We start from the raw sequence: 24,664 nt of genomic DNA, 5'->3' as shown, positions 1-24,664 counted from the left end.
CATGAGCGGCAGACACACCGGCGAACAGCATTCCCACACCGTCGAGGGCACCGACCCGCAGCTGTATGTCGGGGTGCACGAGCCCGGAACCGACGCCGGGCTCCGGCCGGTGCTGCTGCTGCACGGCTTCTCCTCCTCCTCCAAGCTCAACTGGGAGGACACCGGCTGGCTCACCGCGCTGCTGGAGGCCGGCCGCCGCGTCATCGCGGTGGATCTGCCCGGCCACGGCCGCAGTGGCGCCCCCGAGGACATGGACTCCTACACGCCCAGCAGGATCCGCGCGGATCTGCTGCAGATCGCGTTCGACGCCGGCGTCCGGCCCCTGCGCGACGGCGACCCGTCCAGCGGGCTGGACCTGATCGGCTACTCGCTCGGCTCCCGGCTCGCCTGGGAATTCGGCGCCACCCAGCACGAGCTGGTGCACCGGCTGGTCCTGGGCGGGCCCAACGTGTCCGATCCGCTGGCCGACTTCGACCTCGTGGCCGCGCAGCGCTACCTGGCCGACGGCACCCCGATCGCCGACGCGTCCACCGCCGGACTGCTGAAGATGGCGCAGATGCTGCCGAGCAACAACATTTTCTCGCTGCTGTCCCTCGTGGAAGCCGTCAAGAGCGAACCGTATGACCCCGCCGAGGCCGTGCCGCAGGTGCCGATGCTGCTGGTGGCCGGGGAAAAGGACGACCGTGCCGCGTCGATGCCGGTGCTCGCGGCCCTGGGCGCCAAGGCGGGCGCCCTGGTCGAGCAGCTGGTCCTGCCGGGCCGGAACCACACCAACGCCATCACCAGCCGCGCGTTCAAGCAGGGGGCCATCAGCTTCCTGGGCGTCTGATCTCCCTGGGCTTCCCAAAACAACGCGGGGACGTTGGTCCGGAGCCTAGTAGTCGACACCCGGCTTGGGCTTTCCCTCCATTTGGAAGCATGCGGAGGAGGACAGGACGTTGAGTGAGTTCCGCTCCGGGTTGAACTCGATCGCGTGCCGGTAGCCTTCCTCACTCACGATCACCAGTTCCGGATCGCCGTTGACGCTCGTCTTGTCCCTGACGGTCCAGCCGCTCTTGGCGGACCAGTCAGCTTTGATCTGCTCCAGCAGCGCCGCGCCGTCGGCGTCCTCGCTGAGGGCGATATTCAGGGTGCCCGGCCAGTAGTATCCCCCGGTCTCACACTCGAAGAGGGCGCGGGATGTCTCGGTCTGCCTCGTCGTCGATACAGCCGCGGAGGGAACGACCGACAGCAGTTCGTCCTGCTGCACACGGGTGGACTGTTTGGCGGTGGCAAGATCCATGCTGGGGCTCCGGGGTTCGTCGGCGGGTGCGCAGGCTGCCAGTGAGGCTGCCAGGCAGAGGACTGATACGGCACAGGAAAACCGTGCGGGACGTCTGGAGGTGTTCATTTGCGGCCCCCGAATACCACGCGGGCGATGTCCTCGCGGGCTTCCCGGTTCATACTGTCCTGTGCGCTCGCGATCAGGCTGTGGTTGTCTATTTTGGCCATCGGGTCCGTCGTGATTTTTACCGGGCCCACCTGGTAGTTCCTGGCAGGGTCATCGTAGATGTGCTTCGTAAACGCCTGGTCCTCCAGGGGGTAGTTGGCGCCCACCAGGCCCAGCCGCTGGGCGGTGGCCAGCGCGTCAAAGTCATAGGCGAAGTGGTGGTAGTCGGTCTCCGGATCGGCCTTCCAGCCCTCCGGCATCCAGGCGCCGGAGAGGGAGACCTGCTGGTCGTAGTGTGTCCCGTACATTTCAGATGACGCTACCGCAGCTTGGCCCCAGCTGTGGGACACCGCCACGGTCTGGGCAACGGGCGGGTTCTGCGCCGCGAGACCTTCCTCGAAATCCGCGAGCTTCCGGCCGGCCTGCTCCCCGAAGCTCTTGTCCGCGGACTGCGCAAACGTCTGGTCCTGGGGGAATTCGCTGTTCTTATAGACGAAGGCAGCCGTGCTGCCGTCCGGATCCCCCTGCTGCAGGAACGCTGCCATTTTCTGGGCTGTTCCGCCATAGAACTGGTCCGCCGTGGCGAACGTTCCCGGAACATAGGTCAGTACCGTCGTGGTGTTTCCGTCATAGTCGCCGAGCATCTCAATGAGATTGCCCTCCGCGGGATCGTAGGCCACGAGACTAATGTTTCCCTCCAGGGTGTTCTTCAGGTACTCGGATTCCTCCGTCGAGCCTTTTCCGTCCTGCTCCAGGATGGCCAGCCGGGTTTCGGCGGCCAGGCGGTTCGCTTCGATCCTGGCAGCAACCGGCAGCCCGTCGGTGTTGCCGGCCGCAAAGGGATAGAGCCGGGAAAACTCGGCCTGCTGGCTTGCAGTGAGGCCGTTCCACCACCCGTGGATTTGCAGGGGGGACATCGCCGCCAGCGCGGCCGGTGTGGCGAGCTCAGCCGTCGGCGCGGCAACACCCGGTGAAGAGGTCGGACCGCCGGCCGCTCCGCTGGCACTTTCCTGCTGGTCAGCGTTGGCCGCGAGCTCCCGCTGCATCTTTTCCAGGAGCCCGACGGCCAGGATCATGGAACGCGAATGGCCGGTCTCCCAGTCCGTTCTGAACGCTCTGGCGTCATTGCCCTGCCAGTGTCCCGACGCGGCCAGCTCCGATGCCAGGCGGCGGTGGAGGACGCTGAGTTTCAGGGCGCTGCTTCCGGCCTGCGACGCCAATGCGCGCAGTTTCGCCACGTCCGCGCCGTAAAAACTTCCGGCCATGGATTCCCCCAACAAATCATTGCCCAGCGGGCGGGCGGGCCGGCTCGGCTCACCCCCGAGACATGCTACAGGCGTTTTTCCATTCACTGGATGGATAGAACTCCCCCGCTAGAATCACGGCACCGGTCTCGCGCAGCTGCCCCGCCGGACATAGGCTGGCCGCAGCAGCGTGGGCCGGAACCGGAAGAGGGTCTCCATGGGCATGCGCTTCACGGACCGTGGGCAGGGCGGCAGGCTTCTTGCCGCCGCCCTCCCCCAGTTCCGCGGGCGCCCGGACACCGTGGTGCTGGGACTGGCGCGCGGCGGTGTCCCGGTTGCCGCAGAGGCCGCCGCGGCGCTCCGGCTGGACCGGGACGTGCTTCCGGTCCGCAAGCTGGGGATTCCCGGGCACGGGGAAACGGCCTTCGGTGCGCTGGCCGCGGTCAACGGCAGGGTGGCGCAGGTCCTGAACCGACCTTACGTGGGCCAGCTCCTGGAGCTGGGGATCACCCAGTCAGCCCTCGACGAGGTTGTGAGGTTCGAGCAGAAGGAACTGGAGCGCCGCGCAGAAACGTATCCGGGGCCGCGGCTGCCGCTGGCCGGCAGAACCGTGATCGTGGTCGACGACGGGATGGCCACCGGAGCGACGATGCGGGCGGCCGTCAAGGCGGTGCAGGCGGCCGGTGCGGCAACCGTCGTCGTCGGGGTTCCGGTTGCCTCGCTGGAGGCACAGGCGTCCCTGCAGCAGATCGCCGACGCCGTCTTCAGCCTCTTCATCCCCGGCCAGTTCCGTGCCGTCGGCAGCTACTATCGCAGCTTCGGTCAGGTACGGGACGACGACGTCGTCCGGCTCCTGGGTGCCCGTCCCGCCTGAACAGCAACGCGGGGCCAGACGCGGCCCATGCGGAGCCTCCGAGTGGGCGCGGAGTGACCCCGCGTTGGGTTAACGAGGAGGGACCCCGCGTTGGGTTAGCGAGGAGGGACCCCGCGTTGGGTTAGCGAGGAGGGACCCCGCGTTGGGTTAGCGAGGAGGGACCCCGCGTTGGGTTAGCGCGTTGGGTTAGCGACGGAGGGGCACGGACCTTTGGTCCGCGCCCCTCCTCTGTTGCTTTTTTCTTGTTGCTTGCTTGTTGCTAGTGCCTTGCCGCATCATCCGTTGCGCCGTGGCTGACGCCGAGCGGGCGGCCCCTGGTTTCCCCGGCCAGCAGGACGCCGGCTGCGGAGATGACGCAGAGGATCATGATGTAGATGCCGATGGAACCGGTCCACCCGGTGCCCTGCAGCAGGGCCTCCGCGATGGTGGCCGCGAACGCACCGCCCAGGATGGCGCCGAAGGCGTAGCCGATCGAGATGCCGGAGTAGCGCACGTTCGCCGGGAACATCTCGGCGTACATCGCCGACATCGGGCCGTAGGACAGGCCCAGGCCGATGGTCAGGACGAACAGCGCGACGCCGTAGAGCACGATGTTCTTGGTGTCGATCAGGGCAAACATCGGGATCATCCAGGCGAAGACGATGCCGTAGCCGATCAGGAAGGTCTTGACGCGGCCGATCTTGTCCGACAGCCAGCCGCCGACCAGGGTGAAGATCAGCCAGCCGAAGGAGGCCAGCGTGGTGGCCAGCAGAATCTGCGCGACGGGCATCTTCAGGGACTTGGTGGCGTAGGAGATGAAGAATGCGATCAGCAGGTAGCCGGCGGCGTTGTTGCCGATGAAGATCATCGTCGAGTAGAGGACGGCCTTCTTGTGCTTGCGGATGAGCTCGCCGAGCGGAGCCTTGCTCTCTTCCTTGCGTTCCTGCATCTCCTTGAAGACGGGGCTCTCGGCCACGGCGCGGCGGATCAGGTAGCCGACGATGATCAGCACGATGGACAGCAGGAACGGCACACGCCAGCCCCAGGAGGCGAAGTCTTCCTTGGACATGGATGTGTTGAGGAAGTAGAGCAGGCCGGTGGCGAGGATCATGCCCACCGGAACGCCGATCTGCGGGTACGCGCCGAACAGGCCGCGCTTGCTCTTGGGAGCGTGCTCGACGGCCATCAGGGCGGCGCCGCCCCATTCACCGCCGGCGGAGAAGCCCTGGATGATTCGGAGCAGGATCAGCAGGATCGGAGCCCAGACGCCGATCTGGGCGTAGGTCGGCAGCATGCCGATCAGCGCCGTGGCGGCACCCATCATGACCAGGGTGAAGACCAGCATGGCCTTGCGGCCGAGGCGGTCACCCAGGTGGCCGGCGACGATGGCGCCGAGCGGGCGGAACAGGAAGCTGATGCCGATGAGGGCAAAGGACAGGATCTGCGCCAGGCCGGGGTTGGAGGCGTTCAGCGGCGCCAGGAACAGCGGGGAGAGCAGCGTGGCTGTCAGCTGGGCGAAGATGAAGAAGTCGTACCACTCGATGGTGGTCCCGACCAGGGTGCCCGCGAGGACCTTGCGTTCCTCATGCTTGCTGCTGGGGCCCGCCTCAGAATCGACATGTGAAGTTGCGGTCATTGGAACTCCGATGCTGGGGGCAGACGTACTGCCCGGGGTGGGTGCTGTGCGAATAGCTGAATGCCTCTACCATTTACTGATCGAACGGTCAGTTGGTATTCAGAATACTACTATGAAATGTGTGCTAGGGCACACATCCCTGGGAAAAAAGCTTTGCCGGCGCCGAAAAGTGACGGAAAGCCTGTCCGCGGGGTCAGTCCGTGCGGTTCAGGAACTCCCGCACCCGGGCCCTGACGGGGCCGCGGTCGTAGCTGTTGACCATGGCTCCGGCCATCCGGACCGGATCCCCGAAGAAGAAGTACTCGTAGAGCGACTGCCGGCCGGAGAAGCCGGAGACCGAGGCGTCGAAGGCGAGTTTGAACAGCCGGACGCGCTCCGGACCGGTCAGCGACTTGCCCTGCAGGTACATCTCGATGTCGGTCCGGGCGTCACTGTTGACGTCCGCCTCGCCGGGGAGCGCCATCAGGCCCGAAGCGGAGAATTTGCGGATGATCTGCGGGAAGCGCTGGGCTACCTTCGGGTACCAGTTGCGGGCGGCGTTCAGCGTGGACCATTTCGGCAGCATGACGCCGGCACCGTTGAGCGCCGCATCCACCTCCGCGGCCCGGACCAGCGCCCGGCCGATTTCGACGTCGACAATCAGTTCCGCGATGTCCTCCTGGATGTGCTGGAAGCCGTCGATGCCGATCGAGTCGGCGAGTTCGGAGGCCAGGCCCAGGAAGAACTCGCTCTTGGCGATGGTGCGGGTGACCACCTGGTGGGTCATGAGGGCACCGGCGCCGGTTTCGGAGTAGAAGCCGTTGCACAGCTGCGGGTTGCCGAGCATGAAGATCCGCTCGTTGGGGACGAAGACATGGTCGAAGACCGCGACGGCGTCCATTTCCTCATAGCGGGATGCCAACGGCTCGTCGTGGGTGCTGCCGCCGTTGTACAGCGAGGTGCGGCACAGGTAGCGCAGGCCCGGCGTGTCGTTGGGGATGGCGAAGGCGTAGGAGTACGGGGCGTCCTCGGGCGTGCCGCGGAGCACCGTGGAGGGGAACACGAGAAGCTCGTCCGCGATCGGGGCGATGGTGGCCAGCATCCGGGCGCCCTGGATGACGATGCCGTCCTCGCGCTCCTCGACAATCCGGGCCGACAGCTGGCCGCCGAGCTGCTCGGAGCCGGAGACGGAGCGGTTGGCCTGCGGCGGGATCAGCGTGTGCGTGGCGAGGACGTCGTTTTCCCGGGCCCACTCGTAGTAGTTGCGGATGTTCTCGCCGAACTTGGGATCGGCCTGGGAAAACCACTCGTCTGCTGTGCTGAGGGCGGTGAGCGAGGAGTTCATGTAGTCGCCGGAGCGGCCCAGGAAGCCATTGGAGGACTCGGCCCAGGTCGAGATCGCGCGGCGGCGGCGTTCCAGGTCCTCAACGGTCTTCGGCACCAGGAAGGAGGCGTTGACTAGGTCGCCGCTGGTGGGCGAGGTGTAGGTCAGCGCGTCCTGGTATTTCGGGTCGTGCTGCATGTCGAAGAGCCTGGCGTAGGAGCGTGCCACGTTGCGGAACGCGGGGTGCTCGGCGACTTTTTCGCTGACCACCTCGCCGTCGATCACCACGTGGGGCGTCATGGCGTTGAGTTTTTCCAGGTACTGCTGTCCGGTACGGATACCCATGGCTAGTCCTCCAGTCGTCGTTGAGCTGAATCGAAATCAGAGCAGGTCTTCCATGCCCAGCTGGCTCTCCGGGATGGTGGTGAACGTACTGTTCGCGTAGGCCAGCGCATCGCCGTTGCGGTAGTTGAAATCCACGACCTCACCGAGGTAGAGCGTGTGGTCGCCGCCGTCGTAGGCCGCCCAGGGCTTGCACTCGAAATAGGCAAGCACATGGGAGAGCCGCGGTGCCGTGCCGCCCTCCACCCAGAGCGGCTCCGGTCCGGGATGGCCGGCAAAGTGCATGGCGAGGTGCCGCTGCTCCGCGCCCAGGATGTTGACCGTGAACGGCCGGCCGGCCAGCTCGTCGTGCGCCCTCGCGGTGCGGGCGATGCTCACGAGCACCAGCGGCGGCTCCATGGATACGGACGTAAAGGAATTGACGGTGATGCCGTGGCGCTTGGTGGCGCCGTCAAAGGTCACAATCGCCACTCCGGTGGCGAACCGGCCCAAGCTGCCGCGGAAGTGGTGGGCCCGCGCGCCGGGCGTGCGGCCCGGATCAACCGGGACTGGCCCGGTGCGGGGCTTGGCAATCATCAGTGATCCCTTGCGGTGCGTGACGGCTGGTTGTGGGGGTGCGCCGCGTCGACATAAGTTCTATAATCGAACGGATAGTTCCCATTTAGAACGCTAACGCACCGTGTGGCGGAGCACAAGGGCCGGCCGGCGCATCCAGGCCACCCCGCCGCCCGCACCTAGGATGGACAGATGACCCCGACCGCCGGCAGCGCCCAGGCCTCCCCGTCCCAGACGTTGTCGCGCGGCATCCGCGCCCTCGAGATCCTGGCCGACGCCCAGCAGCCGCTCACCATCGCCGAACTGGCCGACGCCATGGGAGTGCACCGCTCCGTGGCCTACCGCATCCTCCGCACCCTAGAAGACCACTCCCTGCTGGTGCGCGACGACGGCGGCCGGGTCCAGCCCGGCCCCGGACTGGCCGTCCTGGCCCGCGGTGTTTCGCGGAGCCTGCAGACGGCGGCGCTGCCGGAGCTCACCCAGCTCGCCAATACTCTGATGATGAGCGCCTTCGTCGCGGTCTGGGACCACGCGGAATGCGTCACGCTGGTCACCGTGGATCCGCGCCACACCGGTGCCACCGTGGTCCAGCATCCAGGCTCCCGGCATCCGATCAGCGCCGGCGCCCCCGGGATCGCGATCCAGTCGGCGTTGTCCGAAGAGGAATGGGCCGCGGCCGCCCCCGGCATTCCCTACCGGGCCGAAGCGGCCGAGGCGCGCCGCCGGGGATATGCCGCAAGCCACGACGAGGTCATCTCCGGCGTGTCCTCGCTGGCCGTCCCGGTCCGGGTTCCGGGCGGGCGTCCGGCGGCTCTCGCCGTCGTGTACATCCGCGCCGCGCAGAACCCCGAGGAGGTCGCCGCGGCCCTGGCCGCGAGCGCCCGTCGCATCGAAAGCCAGCTGGGCTGAGAGCCGGCGGGGCACTCCCCCGCCGGCCACGGGCGCCCGTTGCGGGATTGCTTGACAAGCAGCCCCGCCTCGGGCAGGTTGTATCGTATACGATTCCATACTCAATGAGGAGATGTGATGGCCGAGCACTACATTCCGGACGACCTTCCGACGCGGATCCGCCACTACATCGACGGCGAATTCGTTGATTCCGTCAGCGGCAGGACCTTCGACGTGCTGGACCCGGTCTCCAACACCACCTACGCCACCGCCGCCGCCGGCCAGAAGGAGGACATCGACCTCGCCGTTGCTGCCGCCCGCAAGGCCTTCACCGCCGGGCCGTGGCCGAGGATGAAGCCGCGGGAACGCGCCCGCATCCTCAACAGGATCGCCGACGCCATCGAGGCCCAGGAGACCCGGCTGGCGCAGCTGGAGACCTTCGACACCGGCCTGCCGATCACCCAGGCCAAGGGCCAGGCCCTCCGCGCCGCGGAGAACTTCCGCTTCTTCGCGGACCTCATTGTGGCGCAGTTCGACGACGCCATGAAGGTCCCCGGTTCCCAGATCAACTACGTGAACCGCAAGCCGATCGGCGTCGCCGGCCTGATCACACCCTGGAACACCCCGTTTATGCTCGAGTCCTGGAAGCTCGCCCCGGCGCTGGCCACCGGCAACACCGTGGTCCTCAAGCCCGCCGAGTTCACCCCGCTCTCCGCCTCGCTCTGGGCCCAGATCTTCAAGGACGCCGGCCTGCCCGACGGCGTGTTCAACCTGGTCAACGGCCTCGGCGAGGAGGCCGGCGACGCCCTTGTCAAGCACCCCGACGTCCCGCTGATCTCCTTCACCGGCGAGACCACCACGGGCAAGACGATCTTCCGCAACGCCGCGGAAAACCTCAAAGGCCTGTCCATGGAACTCGGCGGCAAAAGCCCGGCCGTCATCTTCGCCGACGCCGACCTCGACGCCGCGATCGACTCCACCCTGTTCGGCGTCTTCTCGCTCAACGGCGAGCGCTGCACCGCCGGCTCCCGGATCCTCGTCCACCAGGACATCTACGAGGAATTCTGCAACGAGTACGCCGCCCGCGCGAAGAACATCGTCGTCGGGGACCCGCACGACCCGAAGACCGAGGTAGGCGCCCTCGTCCACCCGGAGCACTACGCCAAGGTGGCCCGGTACGTGGAGATCGGCAAGACCGAGGGCCGGCTGCTGGCCGGCGGCGGGCGGCCCGAGGGGCTTCCCACCGGCAACTACATCGCGCCGACCGTCTTCGCCGACGTCATGCCGGACGCGCGGATCTTCCAGGAGGAGATCTTCGGCCCCGTCGTGACGATCACGCCGTTCGCGGACGACGCCGAGGCGCTGGCCCTGGCGAACAACACCCGGTACGGGCTGGCCGGCTATGTCTGGACCAACGACCTGAACCGCGCGCACAACTTCTCACAGAACCTCGAGGCCGGCATGGTCTGGCTCAACAGCCACAACGTCCGGGATCTGCGCACCCCGTTCGGCGGCGTCAAGTCCTCCGGGCTGGGACATGAGGGCGGCTACCGCTCCATCGATTTCTACACCGACCAGCAGGCCGTCCACATCACCCTCGGCACCGTGCACACCCCGAAGTTCGGTGCGCCGGCGGCGCAGTAGCGCCCTGCCCCTGTCACCCCGCCTGCGCCCCATCGGCACCCCGCTCCAGCCCCGGTTGCCCTATCACTTCGGGTTCTTCTCAGGCGCTCAGAGCAGCTCCAAGTGACAGGGCATCCGCGGGTTCGTCGGGGGTCAGCCGGCGGCCGCCGTCCTGTTCCGCCGGTGGAGTACGACGGCGGCTGCCGCTCCCAGCAGGAACAGGGCGGCGGCGGCGCACACCGGCACCAGGAATGCCGTGGCGTAGCCCCGGTGCTGCGCCAGCTGCCCCGCGATGGACGAGCCGATCGCGGTGCCGGCCACGATGCCGCTGGCCGGCGCGGTCATGACCGTGCCGAGCTTTCCCGCCGGGGCGGCGAGCCCGCCGATCGCGAAGACGGTGACCATTAGCGGTCCCACCGGCAGGCCCAGGACCAGGAGCACAAGGATCACGGGCAGCGCCGTCGAGGGCAGCAACAGCAGCAGCGCCAGTCCGGCCATCAGCGCCGCGCAGGCCAGCCAGCGGGCGTTGGCGGTGAACCGCTGGGGCCAGTACGCCACCGACAGGGCGGCCGCGGCGGAGCTCAGGCCCATCACCGCGTAGAGCAGGCCGGCGAGTTCGTAGGTCGCGAAGCTGGCCGAAAAGGAACTCAGCGACGTCTGGGTGGAGCCGAAGAACGTGCCCATGCAGATCATGGCCAGCACCGGACGGGCGACGGCCGCGACGGCCCCCGCGCGCTGGCCGGCCGGCCGGGACGCCCGGCGCTGTTTCTCCCGGGCGGCACCGGCCGCTGTCCGCGCGGGCATCAGGACCACCGCGTGGTGCGTGGGGTGCACGGCGAAGGCCGGAATGAGCGTGATGGTCAGGACCGCGGCGAGGGCGAGTGGCAGCCACGGCGCGACCAGGCTGGCCCGGATTCCCACCAGCGCCGGGCCCAGGACGAAGGTCAGTTCGTCGGCGGTGCTTTCCTAGTAATCTCAATGATGTTGTCACCGGATGTTGGCGTGACCTACAGGTGTCCCGGCCGGTGTGGGCCGGGACACCCGAGGTATTTCTAGTCCGTCCAGCCGGGGTAGGGCTTGCGGTCCTGCTCGGGCAGTTCCGCGGCGGTGGCGGGGAGGTTGTCCGGGCCGTGGGACTGGCCGGATGCCCAGTGGAAGAACACGTCGGCGGTGATCGCTTCGAAGCACGCGGTCTGGGAGCGGAACCAGTGCGTGGCGGTGTCGCCCTCGACGCAGGTGCCGTAGCCGAACAGCTCCCCGTTGCGGTCGCGGGTGCGGGCGACGGTGAAGATGATGTAGGGCCAGGATCCGGCGTCCCAGCCCTCGCTGCCCCAGTTCGGAGCGCCTGTGCGAGCTCCACTTGCCGCACCTTGCCTCCTACAACGACTAAGGACCCATTACGGCACCATCGGCCCTGCAGCAAAGGGAGTGCTGGGCCCGAAGCATGGCCTGGATGTGTGTTTTCCGCTCGAAGCGTTTGGGGTCGGAGTCACGCGGCGCGGGGCGGGCCAGGGTTGCACAGGTGAGCCGGCGTTCGGCGACCTTTCGCATGTTCCCTACCCGTCGGCCGCACCGGCGCGGTCATCGCGCGGCCGGGGGCCCATCCCAGCGGAGTCATTGATGATCCGTGCAGCCATAATGGGAGTAATCGGTGAAACGCCGCCGGGTTCCAACTAAGGGGTAGTGGGAACGCTATGGGTTCTTCTGACAGTGTGTACACGCATTTCGGCGGGCCGGGGGCCAGTGACTGTACCGCGGGAACCTTTCTCATGGACGCCACGACCGGGATGATGACGTGGTCCGATGAGCTCTACCGGATTCACGGGTACCAGCGTGGGGACGTCGTGCCGACCCTTGAACTTCTCCTGGCTCACAAGCACCCGGACGACAAGGCGGAGATTCGGGAGATGTACGCCGCTTTGGCCCGGGTCGGAGGGCACTTCTCCAGTTACCACCGCCTCATTGACGCCAACAAGCGTGAACACAGAGTGCTGACCTCCGGGGACGCTGTTCTTGACGCGGACGGCCGGCTCTTCTCCATCGCAGGAATCATGGTGGACCTCACCGCGACGCTCCGTTCCGAAACCGGCAGGGCCGCCAGGGATGCCGTCACCGGAGCCGTCCGCACCCGCGCCGTGATCGAACGGGCGCGAGGAATTCTCATGGGACGGTTGGGCATCGGTGCCGATGCGGCCTTCGTCTTACTCCGCATCTACAGCAACCACACCAACAAAAAATTGGCTGCCATAGCCGTCGAGCTTGCCGCCTTGGCCGAAGACCCCGGCGACGCTGCCGCACTCACCGCGCTCATCCAGGACCTTCAAAACCACACGCCCCTGGCCCCGGGCGGTACGCCCGGAGACGGTCCAGCAGCCGGCGCCCCGTGAATGGAGGCAAGGTTCTCGCCTTGGCATTCCCGATCGTGATTCCTCGGGGACTTCCGCCGGCCAACCAAGGAGAAGCAGCAGACCTGGCAAGCAAGAGTGCCCAAGGGACATGACGTCGCGCGCGCGGGAGCAGGCGCTGACATCAATCCGGGAACTGCTTTCCGGGCCACGACCCCACGAACTCAAGAGCGCAGGCCTCGGCTATGAAGACCCGGGCAGATCCGCATCGATCTGGTCGCGCATCATGTCAGAGTCAGTGGCATTGGAAGCAACCCATACACTTTGCGGGTCTGCACCTCCATCCATGGCATCCGTCATTGCATCGCGTAGGTCCATCCTCGCCTGATCCGCTGCAAAGTCCGCGGACTCGCTGTCTGCGGAAGCAACCCACACACGCGTCAAACTCTCGTCCACGTCAGCCTCCAAAGTTGCGAACCCATTGCACTCCCCGGCGGCCAGATCTCCAATGACCGTCAAGACGCGGAGCCTTATATGCGAATAGTCTGGCCGGAAAGAACTCCGGAGGCAACCAAATATCTGGGTGATCGTTCGATATGGCGGTTTGGTTTCGGTCTCGCGTAAGGCTGGCCCTGTTCGGTCCCAGCGCCAACAGCGTGCTCATTCACCTTGCGATCCGCTTCGCCGGAAAAGCCGCCCTCGGATCCGCCCTCAGCGTCTCCGCGTTCAACCCCGGAACCGCGGGAACCGCCGCGGGCACCGGGTTCGCCGGTGCCTCCCGGGTCTCCCCGCTCGGGACCCCCGGTCCCGGTCTCGTCTACACGATCATTGCCGCTTTGACCTGATTCCCGCCATTGCACTCGCCCTCGCCAGTCGCCGGCCTCCAGGTCCGCGCCCTCACCGGCGGCCACGGCTCCCCCACGTGGTTCTGGAGGCCGTCGGCTTCAACAGCCTCGTCGGCGGCAACATCACCCTTGCCGGTGGTCCCGCCCGGGTCCGAGCCTACATCGAAGAGCTCATGCCCGACATCCTTTAACGGCACCTTCGAACTCGGCAAGGTCTCGGCGTCACCTCCGACATGGACGGCATCGTTCAGGGATACAAGGGCGTGGACGAAAGAAAGTGCCTCAAAGTCCCTCATCAGACCCTGGCCACCGGACAGCGCGCGGAGGACGCGTACCCCCGCGCGCACGCTGGATGAACCTCCCGAGGCAGTCATGACTGACAACGATCGATCACCAAACGGCCCGACGGCTGACCGGGAGCGGCTCGAAGACAGCTTCCTCAGGAAGCCAGTAGTGCTGCCGTCACCGGGACTGGAGTGTATGTGGTGCCGTCGCGGAGCATGCGGCGAGGATCAGTGCGATGACGGCGAAGGTGTTAAAGACGGCGGCGAACACCAGCACGGGACGCTGGCCCCGGCGGTCCGCCAGTGCGCCGAGGACGGGGGCGCCGAGCGCCGAGCCGATGCCGACGGCGCCGGCCGCCATGCCGCCATGCCGCCGGCAGCGTAGGAGCCGGTGACGGCGGTGACCAGGGTGAGGGCTCCGACGGTGAGCATCGCGAGCGGGAGACGGGCGCTTGGGAGGGCGTTGAAAGGCTCATGATTCCGGGTTCGTTCTATGGTGCGCATCGTCCCTCCTCCCGATGCGCGCGACCCGGCAACTCCCAACTGTAGCCGCAGGTGTGATTGATTGAGCAGGCCCGGCCGTGACGGCCGGGCCTGGACGGACGGATCAGACCGGGGCGTCGTCGGAGATATGCAGGGTGGAACCGTTCCGGCCCTTGATCACCCGGAGCTGGGTGCTGATGCGCTGTTTCATTTCCCCGACGTGGCTCACCAGGCCGACCACGCGCCCGCCGTCGCGTAGCCCCTCCAGGGCGTCCATGACCTGTTCGAGGGCCTGTTCGTCGAGGCTGCCGAAGCCCTCGTCCACGAAGAGCGTCTCGATGTCCACACCGCCGGATTCCTGCTGCACCACATCCGCCAGTCCGAGGGCCAGCGCGAGCGAGGCCATAAAGGACTCGCCGCCGGACAGCGTTGCGGTGTCGCGCCGCTGCCCGGTCCACTCGTCCACCACCTCCAGGCCGAGGCCGGATTTAGCGCCGCGGGCGGCCCTGGCGTCCGTGTGCTGCAGGGTGTAGCGGCCGTCGCTCATCCCGATCAGCCGTTCCGAGGCGGCCACTGCCACCTGTTCGAGCCTCGCGGCGAGTACATAGCTGTTCAGGCTCATGCGGTAGTTGTTGTCCCCGGTGCCGCGGGCCGCGTCGGCGACGGCGGTCAGCAGCTGCGCCCGTCCGCGCGGTTCCCGTCCGGACTCGGCAAGCTGCGCGTAGTTGGCGGCGAGGGCACCCAGGCTCCGCACGGATTTTTCCGCCAGGCCGGCTGCCAGGTCCGCCTCCCGGCCTGAGCGTTCCGCCGCCGCGGCGTCCGCGCGGAGCTCGTCCACGAGCCCCCCGGCGAGTGGTCCCTCGGTTTCCAGCTCGCGGGAGGCCAGCACAATCTCCTCGCTGGCGAAGTGCTCCGCGATCCGGGCCGCTTCATCCTGGCCTGCGCGGACGGCGGCTTCCAGCGCCGCGGCCTCCGCGGCCGGGAGCAACACGGCCCGCGCTGCGTCCGCAGACTCGAAACCGGTGCCCGGCAGCGCCAGTTCCAGCTGCAGCCGCGCTTCGGCGGAACGGGCCGCGGCCTGTTCCAGCAGGGTCCGGGCCGCATCGGCGCGTTCCAGCACGGCGGCGGTGCCATCCAGAGCCGCGATGCGCCGGGCCAGGACCGGGTGGCCCGCCCGGAGCTTATCGAGGGCCTGTTCGAGGGAGTCGGCCTGGTCCCGGACTTCCGTGAGGGTGGATTCGGTCTGGGCGATGCCTGCCGCCGCGGCCGCCTGGTCCTGTTCGGCGGCGGCGATCTCTTCGTCCAGTTCGGCGTGCCGTGAGCGGCTGGCGGCGAGCTCCGCCGCCGCGCGGCGCGCGTCGGCGGCACGTTCCTTGGCCAGGCTGGCCTCGAGGACGGCGTCCCCGGGCTCGGTGTCGCCACCCTGGGCCGCCAGCACGGCAACCGTCTGCCGGGCCTCGGAGAGTTCGCGGTCAAGCGCCGCCAGCACGGCTTCCGCCGTCTCGCAGGCCTGCTGTGCAGTCTCCTCGGCCTCGGCCACGGTGAGGGCGGAGGGCGCGGCCGGGGCGGGCGCCGGATGTTCGGGGCTACCGCACACCGAACACGGGACGCCGGGCTCCAGCTGGGACGCGAGTTCCGCGGCCGCGTTGGCCAGGCGCTCCTCGCGGAGATCGAGCCAGCACTGGCGGCAGTCCTGGTACTCTTCCCGGGCGCGGCCGTGGCGTTCGGCGACAGCTCCGCAGTCCTTCCCGGCCGCGGCGTAGCGGCGGACCAGGACCAGCAGTTCCTCCGCGGCGGCTGCCTCTTTTGTCCGCAACTGCACTTCGGCGGCGAGTTCTTCGAGCGGACGCAACCCGGCGATCAGGGCGTCGGATTCCCGGCGCAGGGCGGCCAGAGCGGCAGCGCCGGAGGCCTGTCCCTCTCCCAGCTGCGCCAGGCTGAGGCGCAGCTGGGTGGCCCGGCTGCGGAGCCCGGTAAGCCTGCCTTCGTCGGGCAGCCGCTCGTCCAGCACCGCGCGCAGTGACCGCAGCCCGCGCAGCGCGGACCGCAAGTTGTCTCCGTCGTAAGTGGAGCCTTCGAACGTGGAGCTGCCGGCTATGCCAACGCCACCGAGGCTGGCACGGGGCTCGGGGTCCGCGACGCCCCCGGGGGTGCCGTTGCGCAGCGCGGCGAGTTCAGGGTCGGTAAGGGCGGCGGTGTGCAGGTCGTCCGCGGCAGCGGCCATCGCCGCCGTGGCCAGTGCCTCGGCCGTGCCGGCGCTCTCCAGCGCGTGCAGTTGGCCGCTGAGGACTTCGGCCTGGTGGTGCAGCCTCAACTGTCCGCTCCGGGCTGCGGCCGCGGGGGCGGCGGCCTCCGCCTCGGCGCGCCGTCGTTCGGCGGCAGCCAGCTTGGCCTGGCGGGCGGCACGCGCCGTCGCGGTGTCCCGGGCGGACAGGCGGCGGACGCGCCGCACCTCGGCCTCCAGCGCGGCGGCGCGGCGCTGCTGCGCGGCGGTGCCGGCCTGCACCTGGAGCCAGGAGAGGAAGGAGTCCGGGTCGGCCCGGTCCGGGGCAGCGGCGGTGTCGAGCTCCAGCGTGGCCGTTTCGGATTCCGCCTGGGCGAGCAGGAGCTCAAGCTGATTGTTGAGGCTGGCGACCTCGGTGCGGGCGGCCTGGGCCCTCCGGCCAAGTTCCTGTTCCACGGCCTCGAAACGCTGGGTGCCGAACAGGCTCTGCAGCAGCTCGAGGCGGTCGGAGGCCTTGGAGCGCAAGAAGGCGGCGAAGTCGCCCTGCGGGAGCATGACCACGCGGGTGAACTGGTCTCTGTTCATGCCCAGGAGGTCGGTGATCTCGGCGCCGGCCTCGTCGTTCCGGCCGGACTTTTCGATCCATTCGCCGTCGACGCGTTCCCGGAGCAGGGTGTTGGCCTGCTGCAAGGTGAAACCGTTCCGGCCCCGGGCGCTGGGTTTGTCCCAGGCGGGGGAACGGGAGACTTCGAAGTGCCGGCCGCGGGCGGAGAACTCGCACGTGACGCGCGGCTCGGCAGCGGCCTCGGCGTGGTCGCTGCGCAGCCGCTTGCCGTCCTGCCGCGCCCCGGGCACGGAACCGTAGAGCGCGAAGCAGATGGCGTCCAGCACGCTGGTCTTGCCGGCTCCCGTGGGACCGTTGAGCAGGAACAGCCCGTGGGCGCTCAGCCGGTCAAAATCGATGTGTTCGGTGCCGGCGAACGGTCCAAAAGCGGAAATCTCGAGACGGTGGATCCTCACAGCGACATTCCTTCCAGGCGCACGGATTCCAGGGCTTCCGCGAGGACCGCGGCCTCACCGTCGTCGGCGGCCCGCCCGCGGACGTGTTCCAGAAAACCGCAGCAGATGGAAAGGTCGTCTTCGGCCTCGGCCAGCTTGCTGCTGTAGCTGGTTTTGGCGGCGGCGCCGGCACCTTCCGGGTCAAACCCCAGCACCAGGGTGTCGGGGAACCGCGAGCGCAGCCGTTCCATCGCCTGCGCCGGGCGCTGGGCGTCGGTCAGGGTGATCTGGCAGTACGCGGATTCGGCCCAGGCGTGGTCCCCGGCCGTGAGCAGTTCCTCCAGTTTGCCGCGCAGGACGGCCAGCGTCCGGGGCGCCTCCCACAGCACCTCGCGGACCGCTCCGATGCCGGCCGCATCGACGTCCACGAGCCAGCTGCCTTTCTTGTGCTGCGCTTCGGAAAAGGAGTACGCGAGCGGCGAACCGGAGTAGCGGACGGCGGCAGAGAGTTCCTGGCGGCCGTGCAGGTGGCCCAGCGCCGTGTAACCGAAGCCGTCGAAGAGGTCCAGCGGGACGGCGCCGACGCCGCCGATGCTGAGGTCCCGCTCGCTGTCAGAACTGATGCCGCCGCTGGCGAAGGTGTGCGCGAGCACCACGGAATGGACGGTCCGTGCCCCCGCCCGGGCCGCGAGATCGGCGCGGATGCGGGCGGTGGCGGCCTGGGTCACCTCGAAGTGGCTGGCGGTGTCGACGCCGAGCTGTTCGGCCACGAGCCGCGGTTCCAGCCAGGGAATGCCGTAGACGGCGAGTACCGGCCCGGCCTCCGGATCAGCATTGTCGAGCGGGAACAGCACGGGCTGGTCCAGCTCTGTAAGCCGGGTGCGCAGGTGCACTCCCCCGCGCTCCAGCAGCCGGGAGGCGAAGCCAAGCCGGACGGCCGAGTCGTGGTTGCCGCTGGTCAGCACCACCCGGGCGCCGGCGCCGGTCAGCCCCACCAGGGCGTCGTCGAGCAGGCGGACGACGTCGACTCCGGGCAGGGCGCGGTCGTAGACGTCACCGGCGATCAGGACGACGTCGATTGCCTCGTCCCGGACGAAGGTGACGAGCTGGTCGATGAACGCCCGCTGGGCATCTAGCATCCCGACGCCGTGGAATGACCGGCCCAGGTGCCAGTCCGAAGTGTGCAATAACCGCATGCTCCTACGGTATCGGCTGGCACCGACAGGATTGCGCCACCGCACCGGGACAGCAACGCGGGGTCACTCCCGGCCCATCCCGGGGTGCGGGACGGGCACTACTCGGCAACGCCACGCACCACCGCCGGCGGCACCGCTATTGGAACGACAAATCTCCGTTTACTCGTTATCCGCCAGCTGGACTTTGATACGCAAGCTGTCGGCCGGCTCGAGTTGACCGGCACACCTCGGAAGGTCAAGATGACCAAGTCACACTCGCCGCCAAAACGAAAGTCTGACCACAGCGGAGCATGGTTCTTGCCCCGCTTGACTTGACGTATTAGCGCCGTGAGACGGCTTTGCTTGGGGTCAGCGAGCCCCGCAATCAGCGTCCCAGCGCAATCGCGGCGACCGCGCTGCCGCCCAGCACGACCACCCCGGCGGCGGCCCAGCGCATGAGGGAGCGCGGCGGCGCGTAGGAGGAGTGCCGGAGCTGCCGTGCCCGGGCTACGACACAGAGGCACAGAGGCACAGAGGCACAGCACGACGGTGGCCACCACCGCCGTCAGGGCGCATACCCCCAGATAGTCCGTAATTCCCGCCCCCGCCCAGGCGGCGGAGCCGGGGGTGGGAGCGGATGCCGCGACCGCCCAGATGCGCCAAATCAGCACGTCGGCCGCAAGGAGCGCCAGCAGCGTCCGGGTCCAGGACAGGGAGGTCCGCTCCGGCTGCAGTCCGGGGTCCCGGACGGCCGCGGAACTCACCGCGCCACCAGGAGCAGGACGGCCAGAATGAATGCGGCGGCAGCGACCCCCACCGTCATCACGAGCATCACACCGGAAAATGGCAGCTCGCGGTTGTTCCGCATGGCCTCTTCCATCTGCGCCCAGCGGCGGTAGGCCAGGGCCCCCACGATCAGCGCCAGGGACGTCCTGATCCAGGCCAGGAACGTCGTTTCATTGGCCAGCGAGAAGCGGTAGTCAGGGGTGGATCCAGTCTTCCGCCACGCTGGTTCGCGCATTCGTCCCCTGCTGTCCCGGTGTTGACTTTTGCGGCGCCGTTCGCTGATGTCCGGCACCTGTCCGGGGCCGGGGGTAAAATTCTAAGTCATGAGCACCGAGCCCGTCACTACCCCCGGACCATCCCCGGCCCCGTCGCACGCCTCCCGGATCCACGGGTGCCTGCTCGGCGGTGCGCTGGGTGATTCGCTCGGGTACGCCGTCGAATTCGACGACATCTCCGCCATCCGCGGGAGGTTCGGCCCGGACGGACTGCTGGATTTTTCCCCGCTCGACGGCGGCAGCCACTTTTCGGACGACACGCAGCTCACGCTCTACACCGTGGACGGGCTGCTGGAGGCGCTGGAGTGGGCCAACTCGGGCGTCGGCGCGGACACGAACGCGTGCCTGTGGCTGGCGTACCTGCGCTGGCTCGCCACCCAGGATGTTCCGGTCCCGGAGGCGGCGCCGTTCCAGCCGCCCCGCTGGATCGATTCCCACGTCGTCCTCAAGCACCGCCGCGCCCCGGGGAACGCCTGCCTCACAGGACTGGCCACCGGAGAGATGGGGACGTTCTTCCGGCCGGTCAACCCGGACTCCAAGGGATGCGGAACGGTGATGCGCTCCGCCCCGTTCGGCCTCATCCCCTACATCGCCGCCGAGGCCATCTACAAGCTCAGCGCCGACGCGGCCTCGCTCACCCACGGGCACCCCGCGGCCCGGCAAAGCGCCGGGATCTTCAGCCTCGTCATCCATGCCCTGACCGCCGGGCAGGGCCTGCGCGAGGCGGCGGACTACGCCCTCGGACAGCTGGACGCCGGGCACCTGCGCAAGGGTGAGGAACCGGACCCCGATGTTGTTGCAAGGCTGGAGTCCGCCCTCCGGCTTAGCGCCGCCGGCCCGGTGCTGGAGCCCGAGGACCTGGTCCGCGAGCTCGGCGAGGGATGGGTGGCGGAGGAGGCACTCGCCGTCGCGCTGTACGCGGTCCTGGCCACCGAGCCGGGCCCGCCGGCGGCTGCCGGGCACCCGCAGGCCCACTTCCGCGCCGCCATCGCGGTCGCGGTGAACCATAGCGGCGACAGCGATTCCACCGCCTCGATTGCCGGCAACATCCTCGGCACGTTCTACGGCGAGGACTGCCTTCCGGCGTCGTGGCTCGCAGCGCTGGAGGCCCCGGAGGTCATTCGGGGCATGGCGTCACAGCTGGCGGCGGTCACCGGCGCCTGACCGGCAAGCGCTCAGGCGCGGCGGAGCGAGATGTTGTTGCAGGCCTCGCACATGTCCTCGGGGACCAGCCCCCGGCGCTGCAGGAAGCCGAAGATGGCGCAGCCGAGGCAGAACCCCGCGAACGCTTCCAGCGACGCGGCCACGATCAGCACCGCGAGCAGGACCCAGGCGGCTGGCGCCAGCCCCACGGCCAGCAGCAGGGCGGCCGCGGTGGACACGGCCGCGCCGATGCCCTGCGCGAAACGCTTCGGCGGCCCCGGGACCAGCCGGGTCTTCCCCAGCCGCGGCGTCAACACCTTGACTGACAGCTGGGCCAGCGGTGAGATCCGCGGGCCGAACAGGACGCGCAGCCAGAACCCCGCGGCGATCACGGCCAGTCCCCAGCCGAAGCCGGTCAGCAACGTCACCACGGACAGCAGCACCACGAGTCCCGCAGTGATGCGGGCCGCGTACTCATTGACCGGGTTCGGAAACGCGAAGACGGTCCGCCAGCTGCGTCCGTCCCGGGCGGACGCGGGCGCCGGAGGCGCGGGAGGCGCCGCGGTCAGTTTACTCATCGCCCAAGGCTAGGAGCAGAACCGCCCCGGGCGGAATGATTGTTGCGCAGTATGACCCAAGGCGCCCCGGCCGGCAGGGTCAGGCAATCGCCGCGGAGGCAACGTGGCCGCCCACCATCTGCAGGAATTCGCCCTCGGAGAGGACCTCGATCCGCTGGCCCCGCTCGTGCAGGTCCAGCACGCGCCGGGCCTTGCCGGTGAGGCGGCCGGAACGCAGATCGGCGGCCACGAACCCGTCCCCCACCACCAGGACGGTGGTGCGGGCCGTGACCCGGCTCTCCGGCCTGGCCCCGTGCTCGGCGGAACGGATCTTCGCCTCCGGACGGGTGATGGCGAGTTCGCCGGTGAACACCACGGTCTGGCCAAACAGCGGGTGGCCGGGCTCGGCAAGGGCGTTCGGCAGCGGGTTGGCGCCCTCTTCCGGCCAGCCGGGCTGGTAGGCGCGGACCGGAGCCGCCGCAGCCGGCCCGCCGGCAAATGCGTCCAGGGCCGACTGGCTGGCCTTGGAGAGCGGGTCCCGCAGCGGGTCGAAGGCCCCCTGGCGGGACACCGTCAGACCCAGGGACAGGAACAGCTCCGCGATGCTGCCGGCACCGTTGCGCGCGGCAATGTCGATCAGGATCCCGGCGCACGCCCTCGCGTCCTCGGCGGCGTCGTGGTGGTTGACCAGCGGAACTCCGGCCTCCTCGGCCGCGTACGGCAGGGAATTGGAGACAAGGGAGTAGCAGCGGCGGGAGAGCATCACGGTGCAGACATAGTCATAGGCCGGGCCGGCCAGGCCGGAGACCTCGAGGCCGGAGCGGATCACACCGAGGTCGAAGGCGGCGTTGTGGGCGGCGAGCACGTCGCCGCCGATGAAGGCGCCGATCTCCGGGAAGAGCTCACCGAAGCGCGGCAGCCCGGCCACCAGTTCAGGCCTGATCCCGTGGATCCGGACGTTGTGGTGGTCGAAGCGGTCGTGGTTTTCCGGCGGCCGCATCAGCCAGGAGGCCTCCTCGACCACCACGCCGCCGCGCACTTTACTCAGGCCAACAGCGCACGGTGAACCGCGGAAGCCGTTCGCGGTCTCAAAGTCGATCGCCGTAAAGTCCAAACTCACGCTCCAACTTTACCGCCGGATTCCGGCCCGCCCGCACCGGCCGCGCACGCGCCGCACCCATGCCGGCCCCGCGCCGCACCCATGCCATCCACTGCGCGGCGTTGTTCATGTGGCCTGTGCCCATCTCGCGGAAGCGTCCGGGAAGCGCCCGACGGCGGCCGTCCAGTACCCTTGACAGGTGAACCTTTTAGCTTTGAGCGACTTCGCCGTGTCCACAATCGGCGGCGCAGGCCCGGTACAGCCGCAGCTGGCCTCATTTCTGCCCGACTGGCTGAACCCCCAGGTGTTCCTGGCCGACCCTGCCCTCGCACCCTGGGTGGTGCTGCTGGTCTGCGGCATCATCTTCGCGGAGACCGGCCTGCTGATCGGCTTCTTCCTGCCGGGTGACTCGATGCTCTTCACAGCCGGACTGCTCGTGGCCACCGGGACCATCAAGTTCAACATCTGGGCTTTCGTCGGACTGATCATCGTCGCGGCGATCATCGGAAACCAGATCGGCTATCTGATCGGGTCCAAGGCCGGTCCGGCCATCTTCAACAAACCCAATTCCCGGCTCTTCAAGCGCGAAAACGTGGAAAGCGCCCACGCCTTCTTCGAAAAGCACGGCGGCAAGGCCCTGATCCTGGCCCGTTTCGTGCCGATCATCCGAACCTTCGTCCCGGTGATCGTGGGCGTCGCGCAGATGGACAAGCGTAAATTCTTCCTGTTCAACGTCATCGGCGCCGTGCTTTGGGGCGGCGGCGTGACACTGCTGGGCTACCTGCTGGGCGACACGTTCCCCTGGGTCCGCGAAAACCTGGACATCATCTTCATCATCATCGTGCTGGTCTCCGTGATCCCGATTGGCATTGAGGTCGCCCGCGGCTTCATCGCCAAGCGCCAGGCCGAAAAGTACGGCACTGACGTCGTCGAGGAGTTCATCGAGGAGCACGAGCCCGAAGAGGAACGCAAGACGCCGTAATTCCCGGTTCCGGACAGGCGGTCCGGACAGGCGGTCCGGACACAACAGCCCAGACCGAAGGCGCCCCACAGTGTGGGGCGCCTTCGATTGTTAACGCAGGTGTTGCCATGGGCCGGGCTACCTCCCGGACAGCGCCTCCACGATCGCCGGGAGGAGCGCCCGGAACGCGTGCCCGCGGTGGCTGATGGCGTTCTTCTCCGCCGGACTCAGTTCCGCGCAGCTGCGGTCCAGACCGCTGGGCTGCAGCACCGGGTCGTAGCCAAAGCCGCCGGCCCCGCGCGGCTCGCGCAGCAGCGTCCCCTCCAGCTGCCCGTATTCCACGACTTCCCGGGCCCCGTCCGGGGCGGAACCTGGGCCGGAACCAGGCACCGCCAGCGCTGCGGCGCAGACGAACGCGGCGCCTCGGTACTCGTCGGGAACGTCGGCCAGTTGGTCCAGCAGCAGCCTCAGGTTGGCGGCGTCGTCCCCGTGCCGGCCCGCCCAGCGGGCCGAGAAGATGCCGGGCGCTCCGCCCAGCACATCGACGGCGAGGCCGGAGTCGTCGGCGATCGCCACGAGCCCGGTCGCCTGCGCCACCGCGCGGGCCTTGAGCAGAGAATTCTCGGCGAAGGTCACACCGGTCTCGGCGACGTCGGGGGCGCCTACCGCATCCGCATCCACCACCTGGGTGTCGACGTCGAGGCCGGGCACCTGCCCGCGCAGCAGTTCACGAAGCTCCCGGAGCTTGCCCTTGTTGTGCGTGGCCAGCACCAGCACCGGTGTGGCGCCGTGCTGGGTTGTTTCTTGCCCGGCAACGCCGGCTGTCACGGGGCTTCCGCCAGGGTTTCGCGCTGGATCGCGGCGAGCTGCTCGGTGCCCATCAGCGCGAGGTCGAGCAGTTTGTTGAGCTCGTCGCGGTCGAAGGGGGCGCCCTCGGCAGTGCCCTGGACTTCGACGAACTTGCCAGAGCCGGTGACGACGACGTTCATGTCAGTCTCGGCCCGGACATCCTCCACGTACGGCAGGTCCAGCATCGGTACGCCGTCGATGATCCCCACGGAGACGGCCGCGATCGTGTCGACCAGGGGCTGGGCGTTGCGGGCGATCATCTTGTTCTCGCGGGCGAAGCGGATCGCATCGGCCAGCGCCACGTAGGCGCCCGTGATGGCGGCGGTGCGGGTTCCGCCGTCGGCCTGCAGCACATCGCAGTCCAGCACTATGGTGATCTCCCCGAGGGCCTTGGTGTCGATGATGGAACGCAGCGAGCGGCCGATCAGCCGGGAGATCTCGTGCGTGCGGCCGCCGATTTTCCCCTTCACGGACTCCCGGTCGGAGCGGGTGTTGGTGGCGCGCGGCAGCATGGCGTACTCGGCCGTGACCCATCCGCGGCCCTCGCCCTTGAGCCAGCGCGGGACGCCCTCGGTGAGGGAGGCGGTGCACAGGACACGGGTGTTGCCGAACTCGATCAGGGCCGATCCCTCGGCCTGCTTGGACCAGCCGCGGGTGATGCTGATCGGACGGAGCTGGTCGGGGGTACGGCCATCGGCGCGGAGAATGGGGGCAGTCAGGGCTTCGGAAGTCATGCCACCAGCTTATCGACCCTCACCGGGCCGGA

Annotated in this window: 21 protein-coding genes and 2 pseudogenes; 8 read left to right on the top strand and 15 right to left on the bottom strand. The window is 68.4% G+C overall.

The window, feature by feature from the left end:
- The first annotated feature begins 1 nt into the window (after position 1).
- Positions 2 to 829, top strand: a complete 828-nt coding sequence (locus tag QK291_RS13040; RefSeq protein WP_282382519.1) for an alpha/beta fold hydrolase — start codon at positions 2 to 4, stop codon at positions 827 to 829.
- Positions 830 to 874: 45 nt separating this feature from the next.
- Here the strand turns inward: QK291_RS13040 and QK291_RS13035 are convergent, their stop codons facing one another.
- Both QK291_RS13035 and QK291_RS13030 read right to left on the bottom strand, forming a co-directional pair.
- Complete coding sequence (locus tag QK291_RS13035) at positions 875 to 1,282, bottom strand: hypothetical protein (RefSeq protein WP_282382517.1); 408 nt, start codon at positions 1,280 to 1,282, stop codon at positions 875 to 877.
- A 104-nt stretch (positions 1,283 to 1,386) separates the two neighbouring features.
- A complete protein-coding gene (locus QK291_RS13030) occupies positions 1,387 to 2,694 on the bottom strand; it encodes a hypothetical protein (protein ID WP_282382515.1) in 1,308 nt (435 codons plus the stop codon).
- Between the two features lie 196 nt (positions 2,695 to 2,890).
- On the opposite strand from QK291_RS13030, the gene QK291_RS13025 reads away from it, so the two are divergent.
- On the top strand, positions 2,891 to 3,547 hold the full coding sequence (locus QK291_RS13025; RefSeq protein WP_282382513.1) for a phosphoribosyltransferase family protein: 657 nt from the start codon (positions 2,891 to 2,893) through the stop codon (positions 3,545 to 3,547).
- Between the two features lie 259 nt (positions 3,548 to 3,806).
- Here the strand turns inward: QK291_RS13025 and QK291_RS13020 are convergent, their stop codons facing one another.
- The 3 genes from QK291_RS13020 to QK291_RS13010 form a co-directional block, all read right to left on the bottom strand.
- Positions 3,807 to 5,162, bottom strand: coding sequence for an MFS transporter (locus QK291_RS13020; RefSeq protein ID WP_282382510.1), 1,356 nt, complete (start codon positions 5,160 to 5,162; stop codon positions 3,807 to 3,809).
- Between the two features lie 193 nt (positions 5,163 to 5,355).
- Positions 5,356 to 6,810 carry a 4-hydroxyphenylacetate 3-monooxygenase, oxygenase component gene (hpaB, locus tag QK291_RS13015; RefSeq protein ID WP_282382507.1) on the bottom strand — a complete coding sequence of 485 codons (1,455 nt, stop codon included), beginning with the start codon at positions 6,808 to 6,810 and terminating at the stop codon, positions 5,356 to 5,358.
- Between the two features lie 36 nt (positions 6,811 to 6,846).
- The gene (locus QK291_RS13010; protein WP_282382505.1) at positions 6,847 to 7,383 is read right to left on the bottom strand and encodes a flavin reductase family protein; all 537 of its coding nucleotides are present in this window, start codon (positions 7,381 to 7,383) and stop codon (positions 6,847 to 6,849) included.
- A 171-nt stretch (positions 7,384 to 7,554) separates the two neighbouring features.
- Between QK291_RS13010 and QK291_RS13005 the strand changes: the two genes are divergently transcribed.
- Together QK291_RS13005 and hpaE are read left to right on the top strand one after the other, a co-directional pair.
- The gene (locus tag QK291_RS13005; protein ID WP_282382502.1) at positions 7,555 to 8,271 is read left to right on the top strand and encodes a helix-turn-helix domain-containing protein; all 717 of its coding nucleotides are present in this window, start codon (positions 7,555 to 7,557) and stop codon (positions 8,269 to 8,271) included.
- A gap of 117 nt (positions 8,272 to 8,388) precedes the next feature.
- Positions 8,389 to 9,894 (top strand): 5-carboxymethyl-2-hydroxymuconate semialdehyde dehydrogenase, encoded by a 1,506-nt coding sequence (hpaE, locus tag QK291_RS13000; RefSeq protein ID WP_282382500.1) that lies wholly within the window; start codon positions 8,389 to 8,391, stop codon positions 9,892 to 9,894.
- Between the two features lie 132 nt (positions 9,895 to 10,026).
- Here hpaE and QK291_RS12995 read toward each other — a convergent pair.
- Positions 10,027 to 10,839, bottom strand: a pseudogene (locus QK291_RS12995) (MFS transporter); the annotation flags it as partial.
- A gap of 803 nt (positions 10,840 to 11,642) precedes the next feature.
- On the opposite strand from QK291_RS12995, the gene QK291_RS12990 reads away from it, so the two are divergent.
- The gene (locus QK291_RS12990; RefSeq protein ID WP_282382499.1) at positions 11,643 to 12,260 is read left to right on the top strand and encodes a PAS and ANTAR domain-containing protein; all 618 of its coding nucleotides are present in this window, start codon (positions 11,643 to 11,645) and stop codon (positions 12,258 to 12,260) included.
- A gap of 614 nt (positions 12,261 to 12,874) precedes the next feature.
- Entirely contained in the window at positions 12,875 to 13,063 is a 189-nt protein-coding gene (locus QK291_RS12985; RefSeq protein ID WP_282382497.1) for a hypothetical protein, read from the top strand.
- 501 nt (positions 13,064 to 13,564) lie between these two features.
- Here the strand turns inward: QK291_RS12985 and QK291_RS12980 are convergent.
- The 5 genes and pseudogenes from QK291_RS12980 to QK291_RS12960 form a co-directional block, all read right to left on the bottom strand.
- Positions 13,565 to 13,797 (bottom strand): annotated as a pseudogene (locus QK291_RS12980) (MFS transporter); the annotation flags it as partial.
- 157 nt (positions 13,798 to 13,954) lie between these two features.
- Complete coding sequence (locus QK291_RS12975) at positions 13,955 to 17,074, bottom strand: SMC family ATPase (RefSeq protein ID WP_282382494.1); 3,120 nt, start codon at positions 17,072 to 17,074, stop codon at positions 13,955 to 13,957.
- Positions 17,071 to 18,249: an exonuclease SbcCD subunit D gene (locus tag QK291_RS12970; protein WP_282382492.1), complete on the bottom strand. Its 1,179-nt coding sequence runs from the start codon at positions 18,247 to 18,249 to the stop codon at positions 17,071 to 17,073. Before QK291_RS12970 ends, QK291_RS12975 begins: the two co-directional genes overlap by 4 nt.
- Positions 18,250 to 18,613: 364 nt before the next feature.
- The gene (locus QK291_RS12965; protein ID WP_282382490.1) at positions 18,614 to 18,760 is read right to left on the bottom strand and encodes a hypothetical protein; all 147 of its coding nucleotides are present in this window, start codon (positions 18,758 to 18,760) and stop codon (positions 18,614 to 18,616) included.
- A gap of 228 nt (positions 18,761 to 18,988) precedes the next feature.
- Complete coding sequence (locus tag QK291_RS12960) at positions 18,989 to 19,249, bottom strand: DUF202 domain-containing protein (RefSeq protein ID WP_282382489.1); 261 nt, start codon at positions 19,247 to 19,249, stop codon at positions 18,989 to 18,991.
- An 88-nt stretch (positions 19,250 to 19,337) separates the two neighbouring features.
- On the opposite strand from QK291_RS12960, the gene QK291_RS12955 reads away from it, so the two are divergent.
- Entirely contained in the window at positions 19,338 to 20,453 is a 1,116-nt protein-coding gene (locus QK291_RS12955; protein ID WP_282382488.1) for an ADP-ribosylglycohydrolase family protein, read from the top strand.
- Between the two features lie 11 nt (positions 20,454 to 20,464).
- On the opposite strand, the gene QK291_RS12950 is transcribed toward QK291_RS12955, so the two are convergent.
- Positions 20,465 to 21,010: a DUF4395 domain-containing protein gene (locus QK291_RS12950; RefSeq protein ID WP_282382487.1), complete on the bottom strand. Its 546-nt coding sequence runs from the start codon at positions 21,008 to 21,010 to the stop codon at positions 20,465 to 20,467.
- A 79-nt stretch (positions 21,011 to 21,089) separates the two neighbouring features.
- Positions 21,090 to 22,109, bottom strand: a complete 1,020-nt coding sequence (locus QK291_RS12945) for an exonuclease domain-containing protein (protein ID WP_282382486.1) — start codon at positions 22,107 to 22,109, stop codon at positions 21,090 to 21,092.
- Positions 22,110 to 22,302: 193 nt separating this feature from the next.
- Between QK291_RS12945 and QK291_RS12940 the strand changes: the two genes are divergently transcribed.
- Positions 22,303 to 23,070, top strand: a complete 768-nt coding sequence (locus QK291_RS12940; RefSeq protein ID WP_282382580.1) for a VTT domain-containing protein — start codon at positions 22,303 to 22,305, stop codon at positions 23,068 to 23,070.
- Between the two features lie 117 nt (positions 23,071 to 23,187).
- On the opposite strand, the gene rdgB is transcribed toward QK291_RS12940, so the two are convergent.
- Together rdgB and rph are read right to left on the bottom strand one after the other, a co-directional pair.
- Positions 23,188 to 23,877, bottom strand: a complete 690-nt coding sequence (gene rdgB, locus QK291_RS12935) for an RdgB/HAM1 family non-canonical purine NTP pyrophosphatase (RefSeq protein ID WP_282382485.1) — start codon at positions 23,875 to 23,877, stop codon at positions 23,188 to 23,190.
- The gene (gene rph, locus QK291_RS12930) at positions 23,874 to 24,632 is read right to left on the bottom strand and encodes a ribonuclease PH (protein WP_282382483.1); all 759 of its coding nucleotides are present in this window, start codon (positions 24,630 to 24,632) and stop codon (positions 23,874 to 23,876) included. Before rph ends, rdgB begins: the two co-directional genes overlap by 4 nt.
- Positions 24,633 to 24,664 lie beyond the last annotated feature (32 nt).

Source organism: Arthrobacter sp. AL12, assembly GCF_029960645.1.
In the GTDB taxonomy this organism is placed as follows: domain Bacteria; phylum Actinomycetota; class Actinomycetes; order Actinomycetales; family Micrococcaceae; genus Arthrobacter.
This window is presented reverse-complemented; position numbering and strand designations above follow the sequence as displayed.

Excerpts from the sequence above, each read along its gene's own strand:
- hpaB (WP_282382507.1), bottom strand. The coding sequence starts at position 6,810 with ATGGGTATCCGTACCGGACAGCAGTACCTGGAAAAACTCAACGCCATG.
- QK291_RS12950 (WP_282382487.1), bottom strand. The coding sequence starts at position 21,010 with ATGAGTAAACTGACCGCGGCGCCTCCCGCGCCTCCGGCGCCCGCGTCC.
- QK291_RS13005 (WP_282382502.1), top strand. The coding sequence starts at position 7,555 with ATGACCCCGACCGCCGGCAGCGCCCAGGCCTCCCCGTCCCAGACGTTG.
- QK291_RS12970 (WP_282382492.1), bottom strand. The coding sequence starts at position 18,249 with ATGCGGTTATTGCACACTTCGGACTGGCACCTGGGCCGGTCATTCCAC.
- QK291_RS13040 (WP_282382519.1), top strand. The coding sequence starts at position 2 with ATGAGCGGCAGACACACCGGCGAACAGCATTCCCACACCGTCGAGGGC.
- QK291_RS13030 (WP_282382515.1), bottom strand. The coding sequence starts at position 2,694 with ATGGCCGGAAGTTTTTACGGCGCGGACGTGGCGAAACTGCGCGCATTG.
- QK291_RS12955 (WP_282382488.1), top strand. The coding sequence starts at position 19,338 with ATGAGCACCGAGCCCGTCACTACCCCCGGACCATCCCCGGCCCCGTCG.
- hpaE (WP_282382500.1), top strand. The coding sequence starts at position 8,389 with ATGGCCGAGCACTACATTCCGGACGACCTTCCGACGCGGATCCGCCAC.
- QK291_RS12960 (WP_282382489.1), bottom strand. The coding sequence starts at position 19,249 with ATGCGCGAACCAGCGTGGCGGAAGACTGGATCCACCCCTGACTACCGC.
- QK291_RS13010 (WP_282382505.1), bottom strand. The coding sequence starts at position 7,383 with ATGATTGCCAAGCCCCGCACCGGGCCAGTCCCGGTTGATCCGGGCCGC.
- QK291_RS13025 (WP_282382513.1), top strand. The coding sequence starts at position 2,891 with ATGGGCATGCGCTTCACGGACCGTGGGCAGGGCGGCAGGCTTCTTGCC.
- rph (WP_282382483.1), bottom strand. The coding sequence starts at position 24,632 with ATGACTTCCGAAGCCCTGACTGCCCCCATTCTCCGCGCCGATGGCCGT.
- QK291_RS13020 (WP_282382510.1), bottom strand. The coding sequence starts at position 5,162 with ATGACCGCAACTTCACATGTCGATTCTGAGGCGGGCCCCAGCAGCAAG.
- QK291_RS13035 (WP_282382517.1), bottom strand. The coding sequence starts at position 1,282 with ATGGATCTTGCCACCGCCAAACAGTCCACCCGTGTGCAGCAGGACGAA.
- QK291_RS12990 (WP_282382499.1), top strand. The coding sequence starts at position 11,643 with ATGGACGCCACGACCGGGATGATGACGTGGTCCGATGAGCTCTACCGG.